Raw genomic sequence first — 23,092 nt, 5'->3', positions numbered from 1 at the left:
GAGCTAGAGCCACATTGCATGCATCTTGCTGTATAGAAATAGCTGGACTAAAAGCAATTTTCCTGATTCCACGGCTTCTGTTTTGAGGTCATTTCGAGCTGAATAAATTTCTTCATTCTCTAATTGCAAACCATTCTCTATCCAATATATGTCTATATGCTCTGAACACAATCCAATATGCTTTGAATAAATGTCAAAACGATTAAAATTTATATCAACATCGTTTGATCAGCTGCCAATATCTTCTGAACATACACCAACATGCTTTGAATGCATGCCAATACCTTCTGAATAAATGCCAAAACGATTATATCTCAAGTCAATATTGTTAGAATAGTCGCCAATATCTTCTGAATACATATCAACATACTTTGAATACATGCCAATGCATTCTGAATAAATGTCAACACGATTAATATTCATGTCAACATCGTTTGAATAGCTGCCAATATCTTATGAATAGATGCCAATCCGATATAAATTCATGTCAGTGTCGTCTGAATAGCTGCCAATACTCTCTGAATACATACCAACATGCTTTGAATGCATGCCGACACGTTCATATTAGCATTCATCATTAGTTGAACAAAAATCATCACTATAAAATCGGCTGTATTAGCTATCTGAATAAGCATCATTACTATTTAAATACATGTCTTTTCCACCTAAACGAGTACCATCACTACTATTTGCCTTGTCTTCGCATATATACTAAGCACCATTCCTACTTATTCCATTGGCATCAGCAATTCATCTGCCCTCCAAATCATCGCCACGCCAATCCTAGCCAAAAGAGAAGAGGTGCTACACCGAAAACATATCGGCATAGCACCTCGCTATAAATTTATCGGCTAAGCAGCTAACGGCTACTTCTCCATCAGCTTAAACGAAGCCTCGTTGGCGGTATCCGAATTGCCTCCCACAAACACCTTAAAGTCGCCAGGCTCTGCCTTAAAGCTCATATCGCGGGTGTAAAAGGCAAGATCGTTGGCCTTAAGGGTAAACTTCACCTCACGGCTTTCTCCAGGCTGAAGCATCACCTTATTTATCCCCTTCAGCTCCCTTACCGGACGCGTTACGCTCCCCTTTAGGTCGTGCACATAAAGCTGCACCACCTCCTCACCGGCTACCTTGCCGATATTGGTTACGGTAACGGCAACCTCCTGCGCCTCATTCATCTTCATCTCGGGCTTGCTCAGCTTCACCGCCGAATACTCGAAGGTGGTATAACTTAGCCCATAGCCAAATGGGTATAGCGGCGTGTTCGGCATGTCGATATAGTGCGACCAGTACTGATAACTTGGATCACCAGTAGGGCGCGCCGTGCTCTTATGGTTATAATAGATAGGACACTGCCCTACAGCACGTGGGAATGTCACCGGAAGCTTACCCGAAGGGTTGTACTTGCCGTAAAGCACGTCGGCAACAGCTGGACCAGCCATTGTACCAGGGAACCAAACTTGTAGAATGGCATTAGCCTTCTCAATAATGCTGCCAAGCGCCAATGGACGCCCGCTAAAAGTAACCGCAACAACAGGCTTTCCTAGCTTCGCGATTTCATTCAGCAGCTCCACCTGCTTCCTAGGAATAATTAAATCAGTACGCGACAATCCCTCGCCGCTCATATTTCCAGCCTCGCCGATAGTCATTACTACCACATCGGCATTCTTTGCTGCACTAATGGCCTCCTCAAAGCCCGAAACATCATCACCTAGGAAACCGCATCCCTTAGCGTAGGTAAGGGTAGCACCTGCAGGTAGCTGCTCCTTAAGCCCTGTAAAAACGGTAACAGCATCTTTTGCATCGCCCATACCCGTCCATGTACCAAGCATATCCTTTTTCGAATCGGCAAGAGGCCCTATCAGAGCAATGTTCTTATATCTTCCATCCAACGGAAGAACCCCGTTACTATTCTTCAGCAACACAAACGACTTGCGAGCAGCATCTCGAGCAGCTTCCAGAAACGAAGGCTGCATGGTAAGCTTCGCTTCAAGTTCCGTATCACAGTTTTTATAGGGGTTATCAAAAAGTCCAAGGCGATACTTCACCGTTAGAATTCGGGCAACAGCATCATCAATCTGGCTAACAGAAACTTTTCCTTCGTCAACCAGGCCTTTTAGCTCGGTAACATAGCCATTGGTGCACATATCCATATCGCACTGGTTGCTGATGCCTTGGTAAACGGCATCCTTCTTATCTTCGGCTGATCCATGAATAACCATCTCGCCGATAGAGTCCCAATCGGAAACAACAAATCCTTTAAACTTCCAAGAATTCTTTAATGTTTGCTTCACCAGCAGGGTATTACCGGTTGCAGGAACACCTCCGAGGTCGTTAAACGAGTTCATGAAGGTGCAAACGCCTGCATCGGCAGCCGCCTTAAATGGGCGCAGGTACACCTCGAATAATGTTCGGTCGGAGATATCTACCGTGTTGTAGTCGCGGCCCGCCTCTGCACCACCATAGGCTGCAAAGTGCTTGGCGCAAGCAGCAATGGAGTGCTTATCGGCAAGATCCTTGCCCTGAAAGCCTTTCACGCGGGCGGCAGCAACCAGCGAACCATAGTAGGGGTCTTCGCCTGCTCCCTCCATGATTCTCCCCCAACGGGCATCGCGAGCAATATCCATCATAGGGGCAAATGTCCAGCTTACACCCGCTACCGAAGCCTCGGTGGCCGCAACTCTTGCACCATTTTCTATTGAAGATAGGTCGAAGCTGGCCGCATCACCAAGTGGAATAGGGAATATAGTCTTGTAACCATGTATTACATCGAATCCGATGATGAGCGGAATACCCAAACGGCTTTGTTCCACGGCTATCTTCTGAAGTGCGTAGGCGTTAGCCGATCCGTTCACGTTAAGCATGGAGCCTACCAGCCCCTTCTTTATCAAATCAACATCGTTCGGATTGGCCTTAACGGGACCAGTAGCCGCTCCATTGCCGTTCACCTGGTTCATCTGCCCAATCTTTTCATCGAGCGTCATCTTGGCAAGTAATGCCTTTACCTTTTTAGCAATTTGCGCTTCGGTATCAGCGCGGTTATTCTGTGCATTCGCCATATCTAGTTGCATTATAGAAACAAACATCAGCAAAGAAAGAAATCTTACTATCATCTTGTTCTAGTGTTTACTAATTCATCTAATTATCTGTAGTGCGTGCGTTAAGGCTGCATCCACTCGCCCATTGCTATCGCTACTCATATTGCAGCGCCTACCCATCGGCCTCAGCTTAGAGCCCGCCTGTGGGTTGTAAACGGGAGAATACTACTCAACCACCCTTAACGGCATTGTCCACTTCATCACCTTAGAGATATAGGGGATGAGCGACATCGCCATTTTACGATGCCCGTTGTAGTTGGGGTGATACGAGGCTCCTAAATCTTGCCCCTGATCGATATAGCTGTTATCAAGTGCAACAAAATGCAGGTTGCTATCGCCAGCCTTATCAACCATATCCTTTAGATACTCCTTAACCGCATCGCCACCCAAAGGGGCAACACATATCACGGGTACATTCCCGTACTTCTCGCGGATGCTTTTTACTATTTTCTTGTAAGAATCAAGGAATTGCTCCTTCGAAGGTTTAGGATCGCGCGAATAGTCGTTGGTACCCAGTCCTATCATCACAAGATCTGGATGATACTGATCGAACTTGTAGGGTTCCTTATCTTCGTCAAAGAGCTGAAGGAAACGCTCGCGCATTGTGTAGTCCGACACGGGTTTCTTATCGTCCCAATTCTTAGCAGCTCCCTGTCCCGAGTGCGAAATCAGCGTATAGTCGGCATCAAAGTAGCGGGCCAGAATGGGCCCAAAGGCTTTATAGCTGTTCTCCACCCTTGGATTGTAGGGCAGGTTCACATCGTTACTCTCGGTACCGTATCCACAGGTGATAGAGTTGCCCACGAACTCGATGTGGCGCTTAGGCGCATCGTAGCATTCGAAAAGCTGCGCGCTCTTATCGAGCACAAAGCTGTAGATGGTGGTTCGGCCCTCCATTCCCTCTGTTCGCTTTTGCAGCAGCAGCTTATGCTGACCAAAGCCAAGGCTATCGGCAAGGGTAATGGTAGTTGCGGCCCCTTTTACGTCGACCTTGCGCACCAGCTTGCCGTCAATAAAGACATTAAACTCGTTATACTTCGTATCCGAAGCGTTCATGGCTATGGAGTTGCCCGTAAAGAGGGTTTGCAGGTAAATTCCGCTCCAGTCGAAGCTCACCGCGCCATCGGGCAAGCGCTTTATGCGGCCAACGTAGCGGATAGCCTTACTGTCGGCCTTTACCACCTCCTTATCCGATTGCGCAGCGGCGTAGCCGTAGCCATGCTCCAATCCTAATGCTGCAAAAAGCAGCGTAGCTAGTGCTAGTTTTTTCATCTTCAAGTGTATTTCGTAAGGCCGAGGCATCAACGCGCAGGCGTTGCATGCTGCTAATCCTACTTCCAGTCGTCTGTTCTAAAAGGAATAACGGGTAGTCCTCGTAGGTTGTAGAGATTTCCGTGCGAGTAGTTCTTAAAGCAGTAGCGAACTGCTACTGGGCTGGACACTTCGGCAGATTCTAAAAGGATCTTACGATCGGTTGCGAGGATCGAAGCCTTTACAGAATGGAAAACCCTATCATTTCCGGCAACCTCAAAGCCTACGATATCGCCCTCTACCCCAAAACCATGCTCAGCACCGTTAAAGGTAAGGGTCACCTTACTTCCGTTTACCTCCATCGACTTATAGGATGGGCCCATATAGGCCAAACCGTCCTCATAGCCGTAACACTTCGCCAGCGCCCAGTAAGCAAGACGCTTCCCTACCGATGGTTTGTCGTTCGGATGTATGTTGTCCTTATCGTATTCGGGAACAAGATCGTTGGTGCTTGCCATGCCCACGTTCGGAAGCATCGACATCACCTTGTACTGTGCTTCGCGAATTAAAGCACCTTCTAGCGGAGTGCCATAATTGTATGGCGCAATTTCTACATAGAAGAATGGGAAATCGCCCTGCTTCCACTGCTTACGCCACAGCGAAATCATTGACGAAAACTTCTCCTTGTAGGTGCTATTATTAAAGGTGTTCGATTCTCCCTGATACCAAATCACCCCCTTAATGGTATATGAGGTGAGCGGATTAATCATGGCGTTGAACAAAACCGTTGGCTTCGACTCGGGCTTAACGCTCTCCTTCTCGATAGCGGTATAGTCTACGTCCTTATACTGGCTTAAGGTCTCCTTATCCATCCAGGCCTCCACAAAAGAGCCTCCCCAGCAGCTAGATATAAGACCGACAGGCACGTTAAGCGCCTTGTTCAAGTACAAACCAAAGTTGTACCCCGTTGCACTAAACCATGCCACCGAGTTAGGCTTGCTCTCCTGCCACTCGCCCCCGCAATCGGGCTTGGGCGCTGCCGAAAAGTCGTGCTTTACATTAAATAATCGGATTGCTTTATTCTGAACGCTATTGGCGATAACATCATTCGAGCCCTTAATCGGAAGATTCCAGTAGCCATTAAGCGGCATGTCCATGTTCGACTGCCCCGAGCATACCCAAACCTCTCCTATAAGCACATTGGTAAGTACGGTTGGCTGCCCATCGCTAACGGTTATGTCGTATGGGCCTCCGGCGGATGGGGTCTTAATAAAGGTGCTCCAGCTGCCATTCTTGTCGGCAGCAGCATTCCACTTTTGCTTGCTCCAGGTTGCCGAGATGGTAACCTTGGCGCCTGGCGATGCCTCGCCCCACACCCTAACGTCGGCCTTTTGCTGAAGTACCATGTTGCTTCCTACCAGCGCAGGGAGCTTAACCTTTGCAGAAGCTGCAAAAAAGGTTGTTACGAATAGCGATAGAAGTAAAAATGTTTTGCGCATTTTCTAAAGGTATTGCGGATTTCACAACACACAAATCTAAGACCATTTCGAAGGGAGAAAAGATACCTTTTTGTCATTCATCAGTACAATTCTGTCAAGCACCACATTTTCAGACAGGAATCAACGTAAATCAACGAATAGCAAATAAGGCCTTGATGGCTACTTCATCTCCTTAGCCTTAACGAAACGGAACACCACCTTGCGCAACAGACGGTATCCGAAAAAGGCCCAGACAGGAAGGAGTATGATTTGAACAATAAGCGGTAGGACAACTCCGGAGAGGAGGAAGATGCCGTACCAAACAGCAATGCATGCCCCCCAAACAATAGCAGCAAACCACATGTATATCACCAAATACTTACCGCACTTGCACTTTTGCGGTGCGATGCCGGTAATGGTTCCAAAGGTGGGCTTCACCTCGGCCTTACACGATGGGCATATAAATTCGCTGCCAGCGTCCTTTGCTGCTTTCTTAGCCATTTGCTTATTTTACGATTGGTAGTGCAAGTATAGTAAAAAAGATCCGCCCTTACTACCGGCTAAAGAACTCTAGCTCTTCCGTCAAGTCGAGGAAGGAGTACTTTTGCTGCAATTTCTCGGCCTTGGCGGCCATCGAGGCGCAGAACTTGCGGTATTCGCTGCCGTGGGCATTAAAGGGGATGTGCTCCACCGCACGGACAATCCGATCGACCTCCTCCATGGCCTCAACAGAAAGACGATTGACCGCCGAATGCACGAATTTCTTAAAGATGATATCCACCGCTAGGCTCGAAGGGTGCACCATGTCCTCGGCGTAGAAGCGGTAGTCGCGCAGCTCGTCCATCACGATCTCGTAGGAGGGGAAGTAGCTTACCCCAGGCAGCTGCGCGCAGAGGCTGTGGCAGGCAACAACGAGCGATGCCTTGCTCCGCTGGTTCTCCACCAGCCCATCCTTAACGTGGCGAATAGGGCTAACGGTAAGGACAACCTTGAGCGCTGGGTTGATGCTTCGCGCGGCAGCAATAGCCTCCGATAACGCCTCGACGGAGTGATTCACCTCAACAAAAAAGCGGTCGAACTCGGCGGCCTTCGTCTTGTGGCAGTTGGCCACCACCTCGCCGATGGCCTTCAGCCGGTAGGCCCACGAGGTGCCGAGCGTGATGGTAAGGTGCGACGACTCGCGCAGCATGATGGCCCCCGAGGCCACCGCCTGGTTGATCTTGGCCAAGCACCCTTCCTTATCCACAGCCGAGAACGAGGAATGGTGCGAGTAGCTGTTCCATACGCCGTTCTGCTCGAAGAGGTCGTCGGGGGTAAGCGGTGTGCCATCCACCAGCTTCTTAATGCTGGAGGCCACCGACAGCGGGTTGTAGATCACCCCAAAGGGGTTAACCATAACGGGCAGCTTAAGCCTGACCAGCCGCTCGCCCACGTTGGTGGCAAAGCACGAGCCCATCATCATAAACGGGTGCGTGTAGCCCATGCGCGCCTCGAAGCAGGGCAGCGCCACCTCGGTTTGGTAGCTGTTGATATCTAGAATCGACATATTAGTAGCGTTTACTCATTCTTTTTACTTTCGTTTCGGAGCATCACCGCCAGGTTGCGCCTAAAGCCACCTAGCTTAGTGCGCTTCACCGCCGATCGGCGAAAGATGGCCGAGAAGTGCGCCTCGTCTACCTGCTGCCACTGCTCGGTGGTGTAGGTGAGGATGGCCTCGCGGGGTGTGAGTTCGGGATGCCGATGTGGGGCAACCCTCGCGTTCCAAGGACAGGCGTCGAGGCAGGCGTCGCACCCAAAGATGCGGCTGCCCATGACCTCCTTTATGCTGTCGGGAATCTCGCCCCTATTCTCTATGGTTTGGTACGAGATGCAGCGGTGGGCATCTACCACCATTGGCGCTACGATGGCCCCCGTGGGGCAGGCATCGATGCAGCGCGTGCACGCCCCGCACGATGGACGAACGGGGGTGCCATACTCCAGCTCCTGATTGAGCATCAGCGTGCCGATAAAGGTAAGCGAGCCCAGCTGTCGATTAATCAGCAGCGAGCTCCTGCCAATCCAGCCCAAGCCGGCACGCTCGGCCCAGGCACGCTCGAGCACGGGCGCCGAATCGACAAACGGACGGCCATCGGCTTCGGGCACCACCTCCTTGATTTGTGCCAACAAATCCCAAAGCTTACCCTTGATCACATCGTGGTAGTCGTCGCCGTAGGCGTACTTGGCGATCTGCGGCAGATCTGCGAGCTGCACCTGGGCTGGTTTGTAGCTCAGGAGCACCACCACCACCGACTTGGCACCGTCCACCAGCAGCGTAGGGTCTACCCGCTTGTCGAAGTGCCCCTCCATCCACGCCATGTCGGCATGGTGGCCCGCATCGAGCCATGCGCGTAGGTGATCAGCCTCCTGATCGAGCCTTTGGGCACGGGCAAAGCCCACCGCGTCGAAGCCCAAGCCTGCGGCTAGGGTACGGATGGTGTGCGATAGCGATATGGGGTTGGATGCGTCCATAGGTACAAAGGTAGGGATTTTGAGACGTTTGTTGAGCATTGCCCAACAGCCATAACGAGCCCCATCCATGCTCGACTTTTGTTAAAGTAAATCAAATGCTATTTTTGTAGCAGCAAAAGAGCCGCAATGTGCGCATGCTGGCCCTTTGTGCTCCATGAAAGGTATCTGAATAGTACAAAATTGAGGATGCAACACTATTTTCAACCTGCATTATTTCGGTGTCGATCGTGCTTAAGTATTGTATCTACTCCTACAAAAAGACTTAATTACCTATGAATGTAAGGTTGTACCTAAAGCCATACGTGCTGCTATTCTTTCTCCTCTTTATTTCAAGCAATCGGGCAAATTCGCAGGCCTTCGATGCGGAAGTCATCAAGTATAATCGGACTTGCAGGGTTGAAACAGGTAGGATGTCGCAGATTGACACTGTAACCATTCAAATCAACAACCGCAACGGAGAAGAATATACACATGTAGCAATCCCCTACTCGAAGGATTACAAGGTATCGGATATTGATGCCTGGATTATTGACCGTAACGGGAGCAAAGTAAGATCGCTGAAGAGCAACGAAATAACGGACAGAAGCGCCATCTCGGATATCTCGCTCTACGAAGACGATTTCGTAAAGGAGTTTCAGCTAAGGCATAGCACCTATCCCTACCGGATCGCATACACCTACAAAACAAGCTGCAAAAGCTTTATTCAAGTTACCAATTGGACTCCCATTATCAACACTATGGTACCCACGCGTAGCGCGAGACTAAGGGTTATCGCTCCGAAGACTATTCCTCTAAGAAAGTATGCCGCTAATATCGCATCATGCAGGGTTGACTCCACCAAGCAGGAAATCGTATACGAATGGAGCGCCGCCTACCCCAAAATTCTGAAAGAGGAGGCGTTCGCCAAACCTCTCGATGCATTTCTCCCCTGCGTTATGGTAGCCCCAATACAGTTTTACTATGGAGTAGAAGGCAGCACCCGCAATTGGGCCTCGTACGGCGATTGGCAAAGCAACCTCCTAAAAGGGTTAGATGTGCTTCCGGAGGATGAAAGGGTGAACCTCGCCCATCTCACCCAAGGTATAACGGATAGGCGAGAAATCGTAAGGATTCTGTACCATTACCTCCAGGATAATACCCGATACATTAACGTATCCATAGGCATTGGAGGCATGAAGCCTTATCCCGCCTCGTACGTGGCCCAGAATAAGTACGGCGACTGTAAGGCGCTATCCAACTACATGAGGGCAATGCTAAAGTGCGTGGGTATCGACTCGTACTACGTGCTGGTAATGGCCGGAGATCAGCCGCACGAGCTGATTAAGGATTATGTTGGGCCGCAGTTTAACCATGCAATAGTTGCAGTACCCAACGGGCAAGATACGATATGGGTTGAAGCCACCAGTAAGGTGAATCCGCTGGGATACATAGGCACCTTTACCCAAAACAGAGAAGCCCTGCTGGTATGCGAGAGCAATAGCCGAATAGTAAGAGTACCTGCCATGAAAATTGGCGACAACGCCACCTCTCGAAGAATGAAGTTTGACCTGCAAGCCGATGGTAATGCTCGGGCCACCATAAGCTACTCCCTTAGAGGACGCGATTTCGAGCTATTCAGCAGCTTGGATACCGAACTTAATGCCAATGAGCAGGATCGATTCATCCGCGAGTACATACCCTTTAGCAATTACGAGCTCGAGCAGTGGAAGCTCCAAAAGATGCACCGCGATACTGCCCGTATCGAGCTGCAGGCATCGCTAAGCATCTCCAAAATGCTTAAGCCAATAGCCAACGACTTCTACATTGGCCTGCAGCCAAGCCGAATACCCTACTTTGCGCCCATAAGCAAGCGCTGCCTACCCGTAGAGATCCCATATCCCATCTGCAACGCCGATACGCTCGTGTATACGCTTCCGCAGGGATACCGCGTAACATCGAACCTCGATGCCGTGAGCATGAAAAGCCGGTTTGGCAGCTACGAGCTAACCTTTAAGTATGCAAACGGGGTGCTTATGGTTGCAAAAAGGCTTGTGCTCCACTCCGCCGCCTACAGGCTGGAGGAATACCCCGACTTCTACGGCTTCATCCAGGCGGTTAAGGAGGCCGAGAAGCGGGCAATTGTACTAAAGCCTACCGCCTAACCAACCATCTATGAAAATAACTACCACATCATTATACCATGAAAATAAGTAAAGGCATTGTAATAGGCTTACTGCTGGGTTGCCTATGCGCAGGCACTCGCGCCCAAGATTCGGCCTACGAATTTGGCCGTCATACCAAGGAAGAGTTCGAGATGAAGAGCTACGCCAAGGATCCCTCGGCCGAAGCGGTTGTTCTCCACGACATCGGCAGCTCTCACTTCCTCTTTAACGATAGGGGGCTAAACATCATCTTCGAGCGCCGAATGAAGATTAAGGTGCTGAGCAAGGCGGGCATTAAGTGGGCACAGCTAGCCATACCCTACTATGCAGATGACCAAGGTTCGGAGTGCATCGAGGAGGTAAAGGGGAACACCTACAACTTCGAGAATGAGAAGCTGCGCACCACAGCGCTGAATCCAGAGAATTCGTATGTCGAGAAGATTAATAAGTACTGGTCGCAGCGGGTATTTGCCATGCCCGATGTAAAGGTGGGCTCCGTAATCGAAGTTGCCTATACGGTTAGGAGTCCATTCCTCTTCAACCTACGCGGCTGGAAGTTTCAGCAGCGAATTCCGGTAGTATACAGCGAATATACCACCCGAATAACACCCAACTACAACTACACCTACATCTTCCAAGGTGCCCCCAAACCAGATAGCTTTAAAAGCTACGCCGACCAAAAAAGTATTGGGGTAGACTACAACGAGATGGTGTACGAGTTTGCCATGCGCGATGTACCCGCCTTCCGCGACGAGGCGTTCGTTGCCTCCGTAGACGACTACCTCATCAAAATCGACTTTCAGCTCGTTGGCATTGTCAACGACGAAGGCATCGAGAGGAAAGTTATGGCTACCTGGGATAAGCTGGTAGAGGATATCTACAGGGTGGAGAGCTTTGGCAGGTATTTGAGCAATAGCCAAGATAAGGCCAAGACCCTATTCGGCAGTATTGGGGGGAGCGATACTTCACAGGTAGGCCTCGCCAGACAAATTAACCAGTACGTAAAAAGAACCTATAGCTGGAACGGGCATAACGATAAGTTTGCAAGTAAAAGCGTCAAGGAATTCCTGCTAAGCAAAACGGGAAACTCGGCAGACATCAACCTCTTCCTAGCGGGGATGCTCAAGGCTGCTGGCATAGAGGCATACCCCGTGCTCATCAGCACGCGCGAGCATGGAAAGCTGAAGCTCGACTACCCCTTCGAGCAGTTCTTCAACAGCGTAATCGTGCTCGCCAACATCAACAAGCAGCCGGTGCTGCTAGATGCCACCGACCCGCTCTGCGACTTTGCCCAGCTACCCATACGCTGCATCAGCGACAAGGGCCTCGTTGCCAATAAGAAGAAACCGGAGTGGGCTAAGCTTACTGGCGCTTCGGGATCGTCCACGCTGCACATCATCACCATAAACCCAATGGCCGATAAGGATAGCTCCCTACTGATGCACCGAATTATTGCCACCGGCTACGATGCCGTCGATAGCCGAAGCCAGTACGCCAGCAGCTACGCCGATTATAAGGCCAAAATCACAGGAAATATTGTTACTACCGACTCGTTAAGGCAGAAGAATCTCTATCAGGTCGACAAGCCCTTCGAGCTGGCCTATAGCGCAACCATAGGCACAGACCGAATAGAGGATAAGCTTGTTGTAAATCCTTTCTGCAATGCAATCATCACCAATCCCCTAAAGCAAGACACCAGGAGCTGCCCCGTTGATATGGCCTACCGAAGCACCAAGCGCTTCTTCTCCACCATTGTTATTCCCGAAGGGTACAAGCTAATGGCGAAGCCCGAGGATCTCACCATCGACAACCCCATTGCAAACCTGTCCTATAGAGTCGAGCAGCAGGAAGATGGTTCGGTACGCATAAGTGGAGCCTATACCTTTAAAAAGGATATCTATCCAGTAGAGGAGTATTCCGACTTAAAGGCATTCTTTAAGATATTGGTAGATAAGTTTAGCGAGAAAATAATACTCCAGAAGATTTAAACCACCATGCCGGTGGTGAAGGCCCGCAAGACTTGCCGCCAAGAAGAAGCCGTAACGGCACCAATACCTCAAAAAAATAGCCCTGCCAGCAACGGCAGGGCTTTACTTATCTTGCTAGGCAACCCTCCATGAGGTGAACTCTCAGGTGAAGGGTAGCACCAGGGAAAAGCCGCCCGCCCCAGCGACGGGATTTTAGATGGCGTTAATTGCGCTGACGTATGAGTTGTAGTATCTCATGTAGTCGCTCAAGTCCTTTTCCAGGTTGCTGATGGTCATCTTGGTAAAGGCGCTCTGAGGAAGCACGATGTCCAAGTGGTTGATGCCTGCCGCCTTAAGCTTGGGCACGATCACCTCGGTTGCCCAGTCGGTCGCTTCCTTTTTCAGCAAGCCCGCATTGGTAGTGTCGCTAATAAAGTACTTGCATCCCTTGGCAATAATAAATTCAACGCTCTTCTCCTGTACGCTTTGGTACTCTTCGGTAGAGCAAAATGCCTTCCAAGTTTGTACTAAGCACTTCTTCTCGGGAACGTACGTAATGGTTACGCAGCGTAAATCCAATAGTGTCTCCATTTTTCAAAAAAAATTTAAAATACTAATTTCAACTTCAGCCTTGAAGTCTATTTAATGCTATCTAATGCCTCATCGAGGCTATCGTACACTACAACTGACATGCCGTAGCAGCCCAAATTATCGGCAATCTGCCGCGTTTGAGCGGCAAGGGGGCGCACTACCCTCAGGCACTCTAACCCAGCCTGCTGGTAGCTGCCAAGAATCTCCTCTGCGGCCCACCGAGCATCGGCAGGAGGCAGCGGAGGCGCCAGCCGGATATCGCTCACCACGTGCCGGCAGCCACTCTCCTCAAAGTACCGTAGCGACTTGGTGTGGGTAGCCCGAAATACCTCCGACGGGCATCCGCCACGCCACTGCTGCAGCAAGATTGCCCGATCGGCATCGTGGTAGAGCGTGTAGAACTCCGTCTCGAAAACCATCTGCATGGCTAGAAGTCAAGGACGTTCTTCTCCAACTCTGGAGAGAGCGTTTCGTAGAGGGCTATGTGATTTTCGCCAGCACCCGATGAGGCCATTAGCACACGCTGCCCGGCTTTCACCATCCCCCGCTCGATGGAGAGGAGCAGGTTGGTGGGCACGCTACAGGTGGCAATGTTACCGTACTTTTCGTAGGTGCACAGATGCTGGCTAGGAGTAAACCCTAGCGAGTCGCGCCAAGCAAGAGGAGCCCAACCCACAGGCTGGTGGGTTACCAGGAACTGCGCCTGCGAACGGGTGATTCTGGTCTTTTTCTCGAGTTGCTCAACAGCATACTCCAAATATTCGGTAGCCTTGGCGCCAATCGTACGGCACGCCTCAGGATTCATGAAGGTAACAAAGTCCTGCGCGTAGGAAGGCTGACAAGAAACATCCGCATGAAGCATAGGCGAACGGTGGTGGAACACGATTCCATCGTGCAGCTCGCCACGGCTCAGCGAGAAGGAGCCTTCGTACCCGTACTCTCCTTCAACTGCCGTAATTACGGCAGCGCAGGCAGCGTCACCAGTACAAATGCTGTAGTAGGTGCTCTTGTCGTTAATCATAGAGTCGAGGATGCTGTTTACCACCAGCACGTTCTTCTTCACCCCAGCGTTTACGAGCGCCGATGCCACCTCTACCATTGTTACAAAGGTGGAGCAGCACGAGTCTACGGTGTAGGCTCCGGCGTTGGTAAGCTGCAACTTGTGCTGCACCAGCGAGGCGTTGGAGGGAAGCGGCCTATCCTGCACCTGCGAGTGCACCAGCACTAGGTCGATCTCCTCCTTTGGCTTGCCCCACTTCAGCAATGCCATAGCACCAGCAATGGTTTCGGCATCGGAGGGCAACATCGGATGTGGGTGAGTTGACGTCCTCACAGAGGTTGGGTCCATTGGAACTCGGCGGCGCTCTTCAGCCCCTTGAAAGGGATTGCTACGCTTCTTTTCGGGCAGCTGCTGCAACCAAGCGTCGTACCATGGCTGGCTGATCCAGCCATCGTAATTGGTTTCTACGTACCCAGGAAGCTTTTGCTCCCCTTCTATCATCGCGATATACTCCTTCTTCAAAAGAGTATTATCTCTTAAGTAATCTCCTAACTTTTTTGCCTGTCTTTCTAGTAGATCGGTACCAGGTAAATAGCCAGCAAGACTTACCAATGCTGCTTTTTTCATTCGTTCAGCCAATATTAAGAGTAAATAATTTAATTCTATTTAAAACAGTCAAAACTTTCAGCCTGTTGTTCGAAAGCGTTGCGAAGATATAACTTTTATAGCCTCAATTTCGAGCAATCCCAATAAAATCGAGGGTTGAGACAATATTCACCATCTCTGGAATGCCAAAAATCGGCCTAACTTGTAGATTTTCTTGTTGCTCTGTAAATTTAAGTTATGCTAATTTTTCGTAATACAGAATACATATTAAAAAATCAAATTTCCCTAAACATAACCTCCGAGCTGGCAGGCTGCATTTGTGGTCAACACACCTTCGAAGAGTAAAAGCATAGTATATTTTGCGAAAAAAAAGGGCTGCTGCACATCTGCAACAGCCCAATATCGAGCAAGGTTATCGGGAGATTCCTCCTCCTCAATCCGTCAGCACGTCATCCTTAGAATCCCCCACCCCTACTCAATCTCTTCTATCAAGCTCAGCCTTTAGCTGGCTTATCATTTCCTCGTAATCCTCAGTTTTGCGATGCATCTCCTCCTGGGCGGCCTGCATCTCCTCCATGTTCTGGCGTAGCTCCTCCTCCTGGGCAGCCATCTCCTCGGAGTATTGCTTGCTTTGGTCGAGCAATCGCTGGGTTCGCTCGTTGATATTAACGTTGGCAACGGCCGAGGCAAGGGCTTCGGCGGCCTTATCGAGGTACTCCATTACATGGGGCTCCTTTTCCCCGAAGGAGGATAGTTCCATCACGCCAATCACCTCCTCGTTGTGGATAAGCGGGATGAGCGCCAGGAAGTCGGGCCTGCGATCGCCCAGACCGGAGGAGATCGACAGGTAATCCTGGGGTATTTCGGTAAGAATGATGGGGGCCTTCTCGTAGATGCAGCGGCCAACCATCCCCTCCTCAACGGATATGCGCTTGTCCATCATCTTCCTTCGGTTATAGGCGATGCACGAGACCAACTCTACGAACCTTCCGCCCTCCTGCTCGCCATCGACAACGAACAAGCCGCCTTGAATGAAGTTCGAGTAGCTGACAATCTCCTGAAGAACGGCATCGCAGAGCTGCTTGATGGAGGTGTTCTCCTTGCGAATGGCTTCGTGGATGCGGGCGTTACCTGCCACCTTCCAGCTTTGAATTTCATCGATACGCTTGCGCTCTTCCTCGGCAGACTTAGCCGCAATAAGGTTCTGCTTCATCTCCACCATCGCCTTCCCAATGGCATCATCATCGCTCTTTGCCGTTATGTCGGCATCCAGATTGCCCGTTCCCACCTCGTGGGCAAAGTAGGCGAGGTGCTTTAGCCCCGAGGCAAGGTCGTTAAGGCCGCTGACCATGGTGCCTATCTCGTCCTGGGCGTTAACGTGGATCTCCTTCACCTCCGAGAGCCGGCCCTCTGCAATGAGTTTCAGCTCGGTGGATGCCTCAACAATGGGCCTAGAGATGGCTCTGGCGATGCTGCTGATGACAACAACCAGCACGCCAAACCCCACCACCATTAGCACCAGCAGCAGCAGCGCCACCATATTTGTGCTATGGGTAAAGGTGCTCTTGGGCACCATGGTGCAGAACGACCAGCTGGACTTGGCTCCCGCGAAATTGGCCGAGGCGTAAACCTTGTATGCCTCCTCGCCAAAGGTGGCCGAGTAGGAGTAGCTGGTGTGCAGGCGGCCATTTTTTATTGCATCCAGGATCTCCTCGGTTTGCTCGCCCTCGTTCAGCTTAGTTCCTATGACGGTCTTGGTGGGGTGGGCTACGACGAAGCCGTTGCTGGAGATGATTTTGCAGGCAACATCATCGGAGCCCATCGCTTTGCGCACGATACGTACGAAGAACTCCTCCTTGATCAGAAGGCCAACGGCTCCGATGGACGTTCCGCTCCCAATGGGCACGGTAATGCCAATGACCGTTGTGCCGTCAATGGTAATTGGATCGCTGATGGCGACCTCGCGGCTCTGGCGAGCCTCCTGGTAGCCAGCCTCCCGCTCTACCTTATCGAGCAGCTTGGCTGTACTGGCCAAATTGGCGCCGGTATTACCTCCGGCAATATACTTGTTCACCGTGGAGGAGTCTCCCTGGCTGGCATCTTCGATATACCACATGGCGTATACCGCCGTATCCTCCTTGACGGTGCGGTCGATCACTTTTCGGTAGCTCTCGAATCTGCTGGACCCCATGCCCGAGAGGCTCTCTAGGCCGCGGGCCATCCCCTTAAGGACTCCCAGCTTCTCGTTGAGCGAGCCGCTCGTCTGGGCTGCATTCTCCTGGCCTATTGACACCACATTTTGCTCGGCATACCCGATAACAATCTGCTGAACCCGGATAAGCACCACCGGCATCACCAGCAATAGAACGCCGCCAACAGCCCCGATCACCGAGATGCTAATTTTCTGCCGAATGCTGCAGCGCTGGTAGTACTTCCTTAACTTTTCTAACATAACCTACGATTTAAAATAATACCTAAAAGGGGATGCAAAAGTAGCAATTCCCCCCAAGGATGCAGGGGCATAGCTAGCTGTTCATCAACATAGTTTAAGATATTACGCACTCCAAAGCTGATTTTGCAGGCTGGTCGGATATGCGCTAAAAAGAATTGTGTAGATTTGCTTTCGATCACCAAGAACCATTACACCTATAGCCCATGATCAAGCGCCTCCTCCCACTGCTGCTGCTTCTGGCGGCCCTTACGCCAACCCTGGCGCAGCAGCCCGAACTAAGGTTCGGCGCCAGCCGAAAGTTCAAGATTGTTCAGCTCACCGACCTGCACATTAAGTGGCAGGATCACCGCTCGGATTCAGCCTTTGCGTGCATCCGAAATGTGGTGGAGGCCGAGAAGCCCGACCTAATCATGCTTACCGGCGATATCATCTACAGCTCCCCCGCAACCGACAACATGCGCAGCGTGCTGCAATTCGTCTCCAGCTTTAAAATCCCCTTTGCGCTCACCTTCGGCAACCACGACCATGAGCAGGGTGCCAACAATGCCGAGCTGCTACAGGTTGTCCAGGGAATCCCCTACTGCATCGTATCCACCCAGAGAGGCATCAGCGGCGAGGGGAACTGCGCCCTTTCGGTAAAAAGCGCCGATGGAGTGAGGGATGCCGCTGCGCTCTACTGCTTCGACTCTCAGGCGTACACCCAGCTCAAGCCGCAGGGGGTTGATGGATACGACCATATCCGCCTCGATCAGCTGCAGTGGTACATAAATACCAGCAAGAGGTATGCCCGCCGAAACGATCACAAGCCGCTTCCCTCGCTGGCCTTCTTCCACATCCCGCTCCCCGAGTTCGCTGAGGCGGCCGCCAGCCAGAATACAACGCTATACGGCATACACAACGAAAAGGTGTGCGCCCCCGCGCTCAATAGCGGCCTCTTTGCCGCCATGATGGAGCAGGGCGATGTGATGGGCATCTTCGTGGGGCACGATCACGACAACGACTTTGCGGTGAACTGGTACAGCATCCTGCTAGCCTACGGCCGCTTCTCGGGCGGAAATACCGTTTATAACCATCTCTCCAACGGAGCACGCGTGATAGAGCTCACCGAGGACAAGCGCACCATCCATACATGGATTCGCCTACGAGATGGTAAGGTGGAGCAGGAAACCGTTTTCCCAACGGATTACACAAAGAAGTAGCTCCATCCAATAGTAGAGGTTTCCCCATTCCCCAGTATCCCCATTCGTTTTGATGAAATATAAAAAGGTGGCCCCTCGGTACCTTTTTGTTTTATGATGACGAAGCGAATGTCACCTCTCCCTTCGGGAAAAGCCATCTCAACAACAACAGACGATCCCAAGCGCTGGGATACGCTATTGCTGTAGCAACGCTCAATCCCCAATGCTGGGATGCGCCATTGCTGTAGCAACGTTTAATCCCAAATGCTGGGATACGATATTGCTCCAGCAATGGATAATCCCGCGAGCTGGGATGCGATGTTGCTGCAGCAATGGACAATCCCGCGAACTGGGATGCCCTGCAAAGCCTCTAAAGGCTGATATCATGAATAAAACAACGACTCCTCAAAAAATATTTAACAAAATATTTTATAATATATAGAATCTTTCGTATTTTTAAGCATTAACCAAAAATTGATTCATATGAAAGCTAAATTTAAGACGCTTACGCTTCAAAATTTACGCATTGGCGAGCTATTCGCATTTCTAACCCTTATTCTACCCATCATCAATGCTTGCACCACGATTAGTGCAAAGCTAAAAAAGATGCTCGAAGAGATGGCCAAAACGATGGTTGCCCTAGAAGCCGCAACGAATAGCGGTAGCTTCGAGGAGCAAACAAAGGTTGTAAAGTCGTCGAATGCCAAGCGCGAGACGAGCATATCCCGGTTTCAGCACTTTGTCGAGTACTTCAAGAAGAGCGATGACGAAAAGGAGATTACAGCGGCCAACCTCATCCTAAAGGCATTGAAGGATGCGGGCAGCATCTACCGCATGGGGCTTAAAGATACGACAACGGCCATCCACGGGCTAAACGTGCTCTTTACCACCAACAGCCGCTACGTCGAAGCGCTTACGCTACTCAAGGCCACTGCAGAATGGGGCAAAGTTTGGGCCAACCAGCAGGAGTTTGAGTCGGCATACGGCTATCGAAACAACGTAATGGCGGACGAGAAGCTCGAGGCCTCGGCCTACGAGATCTCCAAGATGGCGAAGAGCCAATGCTCGGCCATCATGGAGCTCATCGAGGACCTCTACAACGTGGAGGAGAAGCCCGAGTATCTTGCCATCATCGACAAGGTGAACCTGGAGATCGAAAAAACCATGGCCGTGGTTCGCACCCGCGAAACCCTTGCCGCCAAGGAGCGCAAGGATCCCAAGAAAAGCTCTTAGCGCCTGTGAAGGCCCGTAATTGTTAATTACTAGTTTTTTAAGAAAGGTAGCCCCGCCAGCAATGGCGGGGCTACTAGCATATAGCAAAAGGGCTACCGCATTATTGCAATAGCCCTTTTGCATGGTGCGCATCGGAGGATGATTTCATCAGCCCATATCAGCATCAGATTCGGTCGATGTTGCACCGATTTTCTTTATCAGCAGCTAGAACAGCTCCACCGAGATATTTTGAATAAAGCCGGTATAGGTGTAATCATCCCCGATTTCGGCTTCCGAGATGGTTAGCAGGATAGAAAGTTCGTCTCCCCACTTATTGTAGACCGTCACCTCGCTTCGAACCCCTTTAAACCTATTTTCGTCCGATTTCAGGTAGCATATTGCATCGCCAGGCTTCCAATCCTTACACGCCGGAGGCAGCAGCATGCCGATGTGCTGCCCAATCACCTCGCTCTTGGTATAGCCAAACAGCTCCTCGGCAGCGCGGTTGTAAAGCTCAATCCTTTCGTCCGAGCTGATGGTAACGATGGCATCCATTGCCCCCTCGAGGGTCTTCTCGTTTCGGATCTTCACCGACTTTATCTCCTCCAGCTTCTGATGGAGCTGCTCCTCCTGCATCAGCAGCTGCTCCGTCTTCTGCTGAGCCTCCAGCTCGAGCCGCTTCTGCGAGGTGATATCGTTGGCAATAAGCACCACCTTCGAAAGCTCGTTGTACATGTCGTACACCGCCGTAAAGGTTCCCTGCAGCCACTTCTCTTCGCCAAACTTCGAGATCATCTGGTACTGATTTTCCTGAGGATGTCCCAGCATCACCTCGTTCCAGGTATCCCTAAATGCAAAAGCATTTTCAGCCGAGAAGAAATCGTAGACGGTTATCGTCTTCAGATCGTTCAGCCCGTAGCCAATAATGCTTAAGAGTTTGGCGTTCCCAGCTCGTACCGCGCCATTGGGCTCGAACTCTGCCGTAACCGCAGAGCTGTTTAGGGCAAAGACCTGGCTCTCCAAGTCGAGGCTAAGCTTTTTGAGCTCGGTAATGTCGATACCCATGAAGAGGATCCGCGTTACCTCGCCGCGCTGATCGCGCACGCAGGTGTAGGTGGCCATCGACCAGAAATCGGTTCCCATCTTGGTGGCGTGCTTCATGTCGCCCTCAAAGTGGCTGCCGCCCCTGCCCAAGCCATCCCAAATTTTAAAGAACCACTCCCGGTCCTTTTTATTGATGAAGAGCGAAACGTGCTTTCCCCGAATCTCATCGATATGGCCGTAGCCAAGCTTCGTAAGGAAGAGGGAATTCGCGTATAGTAGTTTCCCGGAAATATCGTACTCAGCACGAACCAGCGTGTTGTTTACCGATTCGGTGAAGTTGGCCAGCTCGGTGCTCTTCTTGTCAGCCTCCTCCTGAATGGCATGCAGCTCCTCAATGGTCCGCCGCATCTCCTCCTCCTGCTCCTTAAGCAGCTCCGACTGATGCTCCGACTGCTCCAGCAGCTCGGCGGTGTGCGAGGTTACCTTCACATTCTTAATGGTAGATGCAATGGCCTCCGACAGGTGCTCAACGAAATCGACCTCATGCTTCTTAAGCACGTTAAAGGATGCGAGTTCGATAACCCCCAGCACATCACCATCGGCAACAAGCGGAACTATCAACAAGCAGTGCGGATTTGCCCCACCCAACCCGCTGGTGATGCTCACGTAGCGATCCGGGATATCCGTCATAAAGATCGACTCCTTCTCGAAGGCGCACGCGCCAATAAGGCCATCGTTTATTTCTACCCTTTTGCGAATAAGCCGATGCCGATCGTAGGCAAAAGCCGCCACCTGAGCAAAATGCCTATCGCTAGGATCCGAATCTTCCAGCAGGAAAAAGCCCCCCTGGTTTGCATTAAGATACTTCACCAGGTTGCTGATGATTTCGTACGACAGCTTTTCCAGATTATCGTTATTCAGGCGGAGTATCTCGCCAAACTTTGCTAGGCCATCAACAACCCAGCGGCGCATCTTCTCCTCGTCAGCCCGAGCCTGCTGCTCCTGCTTGCTCTTTACCAGATATTCCCGAAGCTGCAGGATAGAACGCCCCAGCTCGCTGTCCTGATCAAACTCGGCAGGAGCATCAAGTTCGCCACGGTTGAGCCTTTCGGCAAACTGGAGCAGCTGCTTGCTCCTATACGCTTCGTCTGACGCACGTTGTTTTCTTGCTCTAAGGTAAAGCACATGCACCCTTCCGATGGAATAGGCAGCCACCCCCATAGCAGCAGGCAGCAGGTCAATCAACCACCACGATGGGCTATGCCCGTGAAGAAATACAATACCATTCCCGGTTATAAGCTCTCTCTTAGAAAAGAATTCTATGAAGAAAAAGACGATCCAAATTAAAAGGCCAGCCGCAACCCCTACAAGGGTAAAAACTTTGGCAATCCGTTTAACATCTACCTTCTCCCCGAAATCATACAACGAATAATCTGCTACTTTCATCTTACTAGTTTCAATGCTGTACGCTTACTTTCATCATTACCGGAGCAATTTGCTCGAGCGGCATAACCCTCTCCGCAGCCCCTAGCCGGATTGCCTCCTTGGGCATTCCAAACACTACGCATGATTTCTCGTCCTGGGCAATTGTTTTGGCTCCAGCCATCCTCATCTCTAAAAGTCCCCTTGCGCCATCGTCCCCCATTCCTGTCATGATAATGCCAATGGCATTTTTGCCAGCATACCTTGCAAACGACCTAAAGAGAACGTCCACCGATGGCCGATGGCGATTCACCAGCGGTCCGTCGTTGAGCTGCACGAAGTAGCGAGCGCCGCTTCGCTTTAACAGCAGATGCCTATTGCCTGGCGCAATAAGCGCACGCCCTCTGATAACGGTATCGCCATCCTCGGCCTCCTTTACGGTGATATTGCAGAGCTCGTTTAGCCTATTGGCAAACGATTGGGTAAACTTTTCGGGCATGTGCTGCACAATAATAATGCCCGGACAGTCGTGGGGCAATGCGGTAAGGAACTCCCGCAACGCCTCCGTACCTCCTGTCGAGGCGCCCACGGCTACCACCATCTCCGTAGTCTGCAGCATGCTGTGCGAAGTTGCTTCGGAGATAATGGCATCAGCCGATAGCTTTGGAGCAACCTCTATCCGATCGGCTATCACCTTGCGCTTTACCAGAGCCAGCGATGCTGCCTTAACGGAGTCGCAGATTCGGATGCACGACTCCTCGAAGAACTGCTTCGTGTTCATCTTGGGCTTGGTGATAATCTCCACAGCCCCGTACTCCAATGCCTTAATTCCAGTTTCAGACCCCTTATCGGTTAGGCTCGATATCACCACCACCGGAATCGGATGCTGCGACATGATCCGCCGCAGAAAGGTAAGACCATCCATCCTTGGCATCTCAATGTCGAGCGTTATAACATCTGGCACTTCGTCCATAATCTTCTTCACCGCGATATACGGATCGGAGGCGCTTCCTACTACTTCTATCATGGAATCCGATTGAAGTATCCCGGTAAGCGTTTGCCGAACTACTGCCGAATCATCTACTATTAGAACCCTTACTTTTTTCATGCCCTATTTGGGGTATACAATGATTAGAAGTAATAC

At 50.9% G+C, this 23,092-nt stretch carries 17 protein-coding genes; 4 read left to right on the top strand and 13 right to left on the bottom strand.

Annotation, left to right across the window (positions count from 1 at the left end; genetic code table 11):
• Positions 1-228 precede the first annotated feature (228 nt).
• The 7 genes from ACHZA1_RS10795 to queG all read right to left on the bottom strand — a co-directional run bounded on the left by ACHZA1_RS10795 (position 229) and on the right by queG (position 8,335).
• Positions 229-423 (bottom strand): hypothetical protein, encoded by a 195-nt coding sequence (locus ACHZA1_RS10795; protein ID WP_320051892.1) that lies wholly within the window; start codon positions 421-423, stop codon positions 229-231.
• A gap of 443 nt (positions 424-866) precedes the next feature.
• The gene (locus tag ACHZA1_RS10790) at positions 867-3,113 is read right to left on the bottom strand and encodes a glycoside hydrolase family 3 N-terminal domain-containing protein (RefSeq protein ID WP_320051890.1); all 2,247 of its coding nucleotides are present in this window, start codon (positions 3,111-3,113) and stop codon (positions 867-869) included.
• A 150-nt stretch (positions 3,114-3,263) separates the two neighbouring features.
• Positions 3,264-4,370 carry an SGNH/GDSL hydrolase family protein gene (locus ACHZA1_RS10785; protein ID WP_320051889.1) on the bottom strand — a complete coding sequence of 369 codons (1,107 nt, stop codon included), beginning with the start codon at positions 4,368-4,370 and terminating at the stop codon, positions 3,264-3,266.
• 59 nt (positions 4,371-4,429) lie between these two features.
• Positions 4,430-5,848, bottom strand: coding sequence for a sialate O-acetylesterase (locus ACHZA1_RS10780; RefSeq protein WP_320051888.1), 1,419 nt, complete (start codon positions 5,846-5,848; stop codon positions 4,430-4,432).
• Positions 5,849-6,007: 159 nt separating this feature from the next.
• Positions 6,008-6,328 carry a hypothetical protein gene (locus tag ACHZA1_RS10775; RefSeq protein WP_320051887.1) on the bottom strand — a complete coding sequence of 107 codons (321 nt, stop codon included), beginning with the start codon at positions 6,326-6,328 and terminating at the stop codon, positions 6,008-6,010.
• 52 nt (positions 6,329-6,380) lie between these two features.
• Positions 6,381-7,373 carry a GSCFA domain-containing protein gene (locus ACHZA1_RS10770; protein WP_320051886.1) on the bottom strand — a complete coding sequence of 331 codons (993 nt, stop codon included), beginning with the start codon at positions 7,371-7,373 and terminating at the stop codon, positions 6,381-6,383.
• Positions 7,374-7,384: 11 nt separating this feature from the next.
• A complete protein-coding gene (queG, locus tag ACHZA1_RS10765; protein ID WP_320051885.1) occupies positions 7,385-8,335 on the bottom strand; it encodes a tRNA epoxyqueuosine(34) reductase QueG in 951 nt (316 codons plus the stop codon).
• 272 nt (positions 8,336-8,607) lie between these two features.
• Between queG and ACHZA1_RS10760 the strand changes: the two genes are divergently transcribed.
• Together ACHZA1_RS10760 and ACHZA1_RS10755 are read left to right on the top strand one after the other, a co-directional pair.
• Positions 8,608-10,476, top strand: coding sequence for a DUF3857 domain-containing protein (locus ACHZA1_RS10760; protein ID WP_320051884.1), 1,869 nt, complete (start codon positions 8,608-8,610; stop codon positions 10,474-10,476).
• 38 nt (positions 10,477-10,514) lie between these two features.
• A complete protein-coding gene (locus ACHZA1_RS10755; RefSeq protein WP_320051883.1) occupies positions 10,515-12,464 on the top strand; it encodes a DUF3857 domain-containing protein in 1,950 nt (649 codons plus the stop codon).
• A gap of 192 nt (positions 12,465-12,656) precedes the next feature.
• On the opposite strand, the gene ACHZA1_RS10750 is transcribed toward ACHZA1_RS10755, so the two are convergent.
• The 4 genes from ACHZA1_RS10750 to ACHZA1_RS10735 form a co-directional block, all read right to left on the bottom strand.
• Entirely contained in the window at positions 12,657-13,034 is a 378-nt protein-coding gene (locus ACHZA1_RS10750) for a hypothetical protein (RefSeq protein WP_320051882.1), read from the bottom strand.
• A 47-nt stretch (positions 13,035-13,081) separates the two neighbouring features.
• Positions 13,082-13,459, bottom strand: a complete 378-nt coding sequence (locus ACHZA1_RS10745; protein ID WP_320051881.1) for a hypothetical protein — start codon at positions 13,457-13,459, stop codon at positions 13,082-13,084.
• A gap of 2 nt (positions 13,460-13,461) precedes the next feature.
• On the bottom strand, positions 13,462-14,661 hold the full coding sequence (locus ACHZA1_RS10740) for a 3-oxoacyl-[acyl-carrier-protein] synthase III C-terminal domain-containing protein (RefSeq protein ID WP_320051880.1): 1,200 nt from the start codon (positions 14,659-14,661) through the stop codon (positions 13,462-13,464).
• A 454-nt stretch (positions 14,662-15,115) separates the two neighbouring features.
• Positions 15,116-17,092 (bottom strand): GAF domain-containing protein, encoded by a 1,977-nt coding sequence (locus tag ACHZA1_RS10735; RefSeq protein WP_320051879.1) that lies wholly within the window; start codon positions 17,090-17,092, stop codon positions 15,116-15,118.
• A gap of 203 nt (positions 17,093-17,295) precedes the next feature.
• Here ACHZA1_RS10735 and ACHZA1_RS10730 point away from each other — a divergent pair, with 203 nt between their 5' ends.
• Together ACHZA1_RS10730 and ACHZA1_RS10725 are read left to right on the top strand one after the other, a co-directional pair.
• Positions 17,296-18,291, top strand: a complete 996-nt coding sequence (locus ACHZA1_RS10730) for a metallophosphoesterase family protein (protein ID WP_320051878.1) — start codon at positions 17,296-17,298, stop codon at positions 18,289-18,291.
• A 462-nt stretch (positions 18,292-18,753) separates the two neighbouring features.
• A complete protein-coding gene (locus ACHZA1_RS10725; RefSeq protein ID WP_320051877.1) occupies positions 18,754-19,503 on the top strand; it encodes a DUF6261 family protein in 750 nt (249 codons plus the stop codon).
• Positions 19,504-19,707: 204 nt separating this feature from the next.
• On the opposite strand, the gene ACHZA1_RS10720 is transcribed toward ACHZA1_RS10725, so the two are convergent.
• Both ACHZA1_RS10720 and ACHZA1_RS10715 read right to left on the bottom strand, forming a co-directional pair.
• Positions 19,708-21,972 carry a PAS domain S-box protein gene (locus ACHZA1_RS10720; RefSeq protein ID WP_320051876.1) on the bottom strand — a complete coding sequence of 755 codons (2,265 nt, stop codon included), beginning with the start codon at positions 21,970-21,972 and terminating at the stop codon, positions 19,708-19,710.
• Between the two features lie 10 nt (positions 21,973-21,982).
• Complete coding sequence (locus tag ACHZA1_RS10715) at positions 21,983-23,056, bottom strand: chemotaxis response regulator protein-glutamate methylesterase (protein ID WP_320051875.1); 1,074 nt, start codon at positions 23,054-23,056, stop codon at positions 21,983-21,985.
• Positions 23,057-23,092 lie beyond the last annotated feature (36 nt).

Source organism: uncultured Acetobacteroides sp., from assembly GCF_963667355.2.
GTDB lineage: Bacteria > Bacteroidota > Bacteroidia > Bacteroidales > ZOR0009 > Acetobacteroides.
This window is presented reverse-complemented; position numbering and strand designations above follow the sequence as displayed.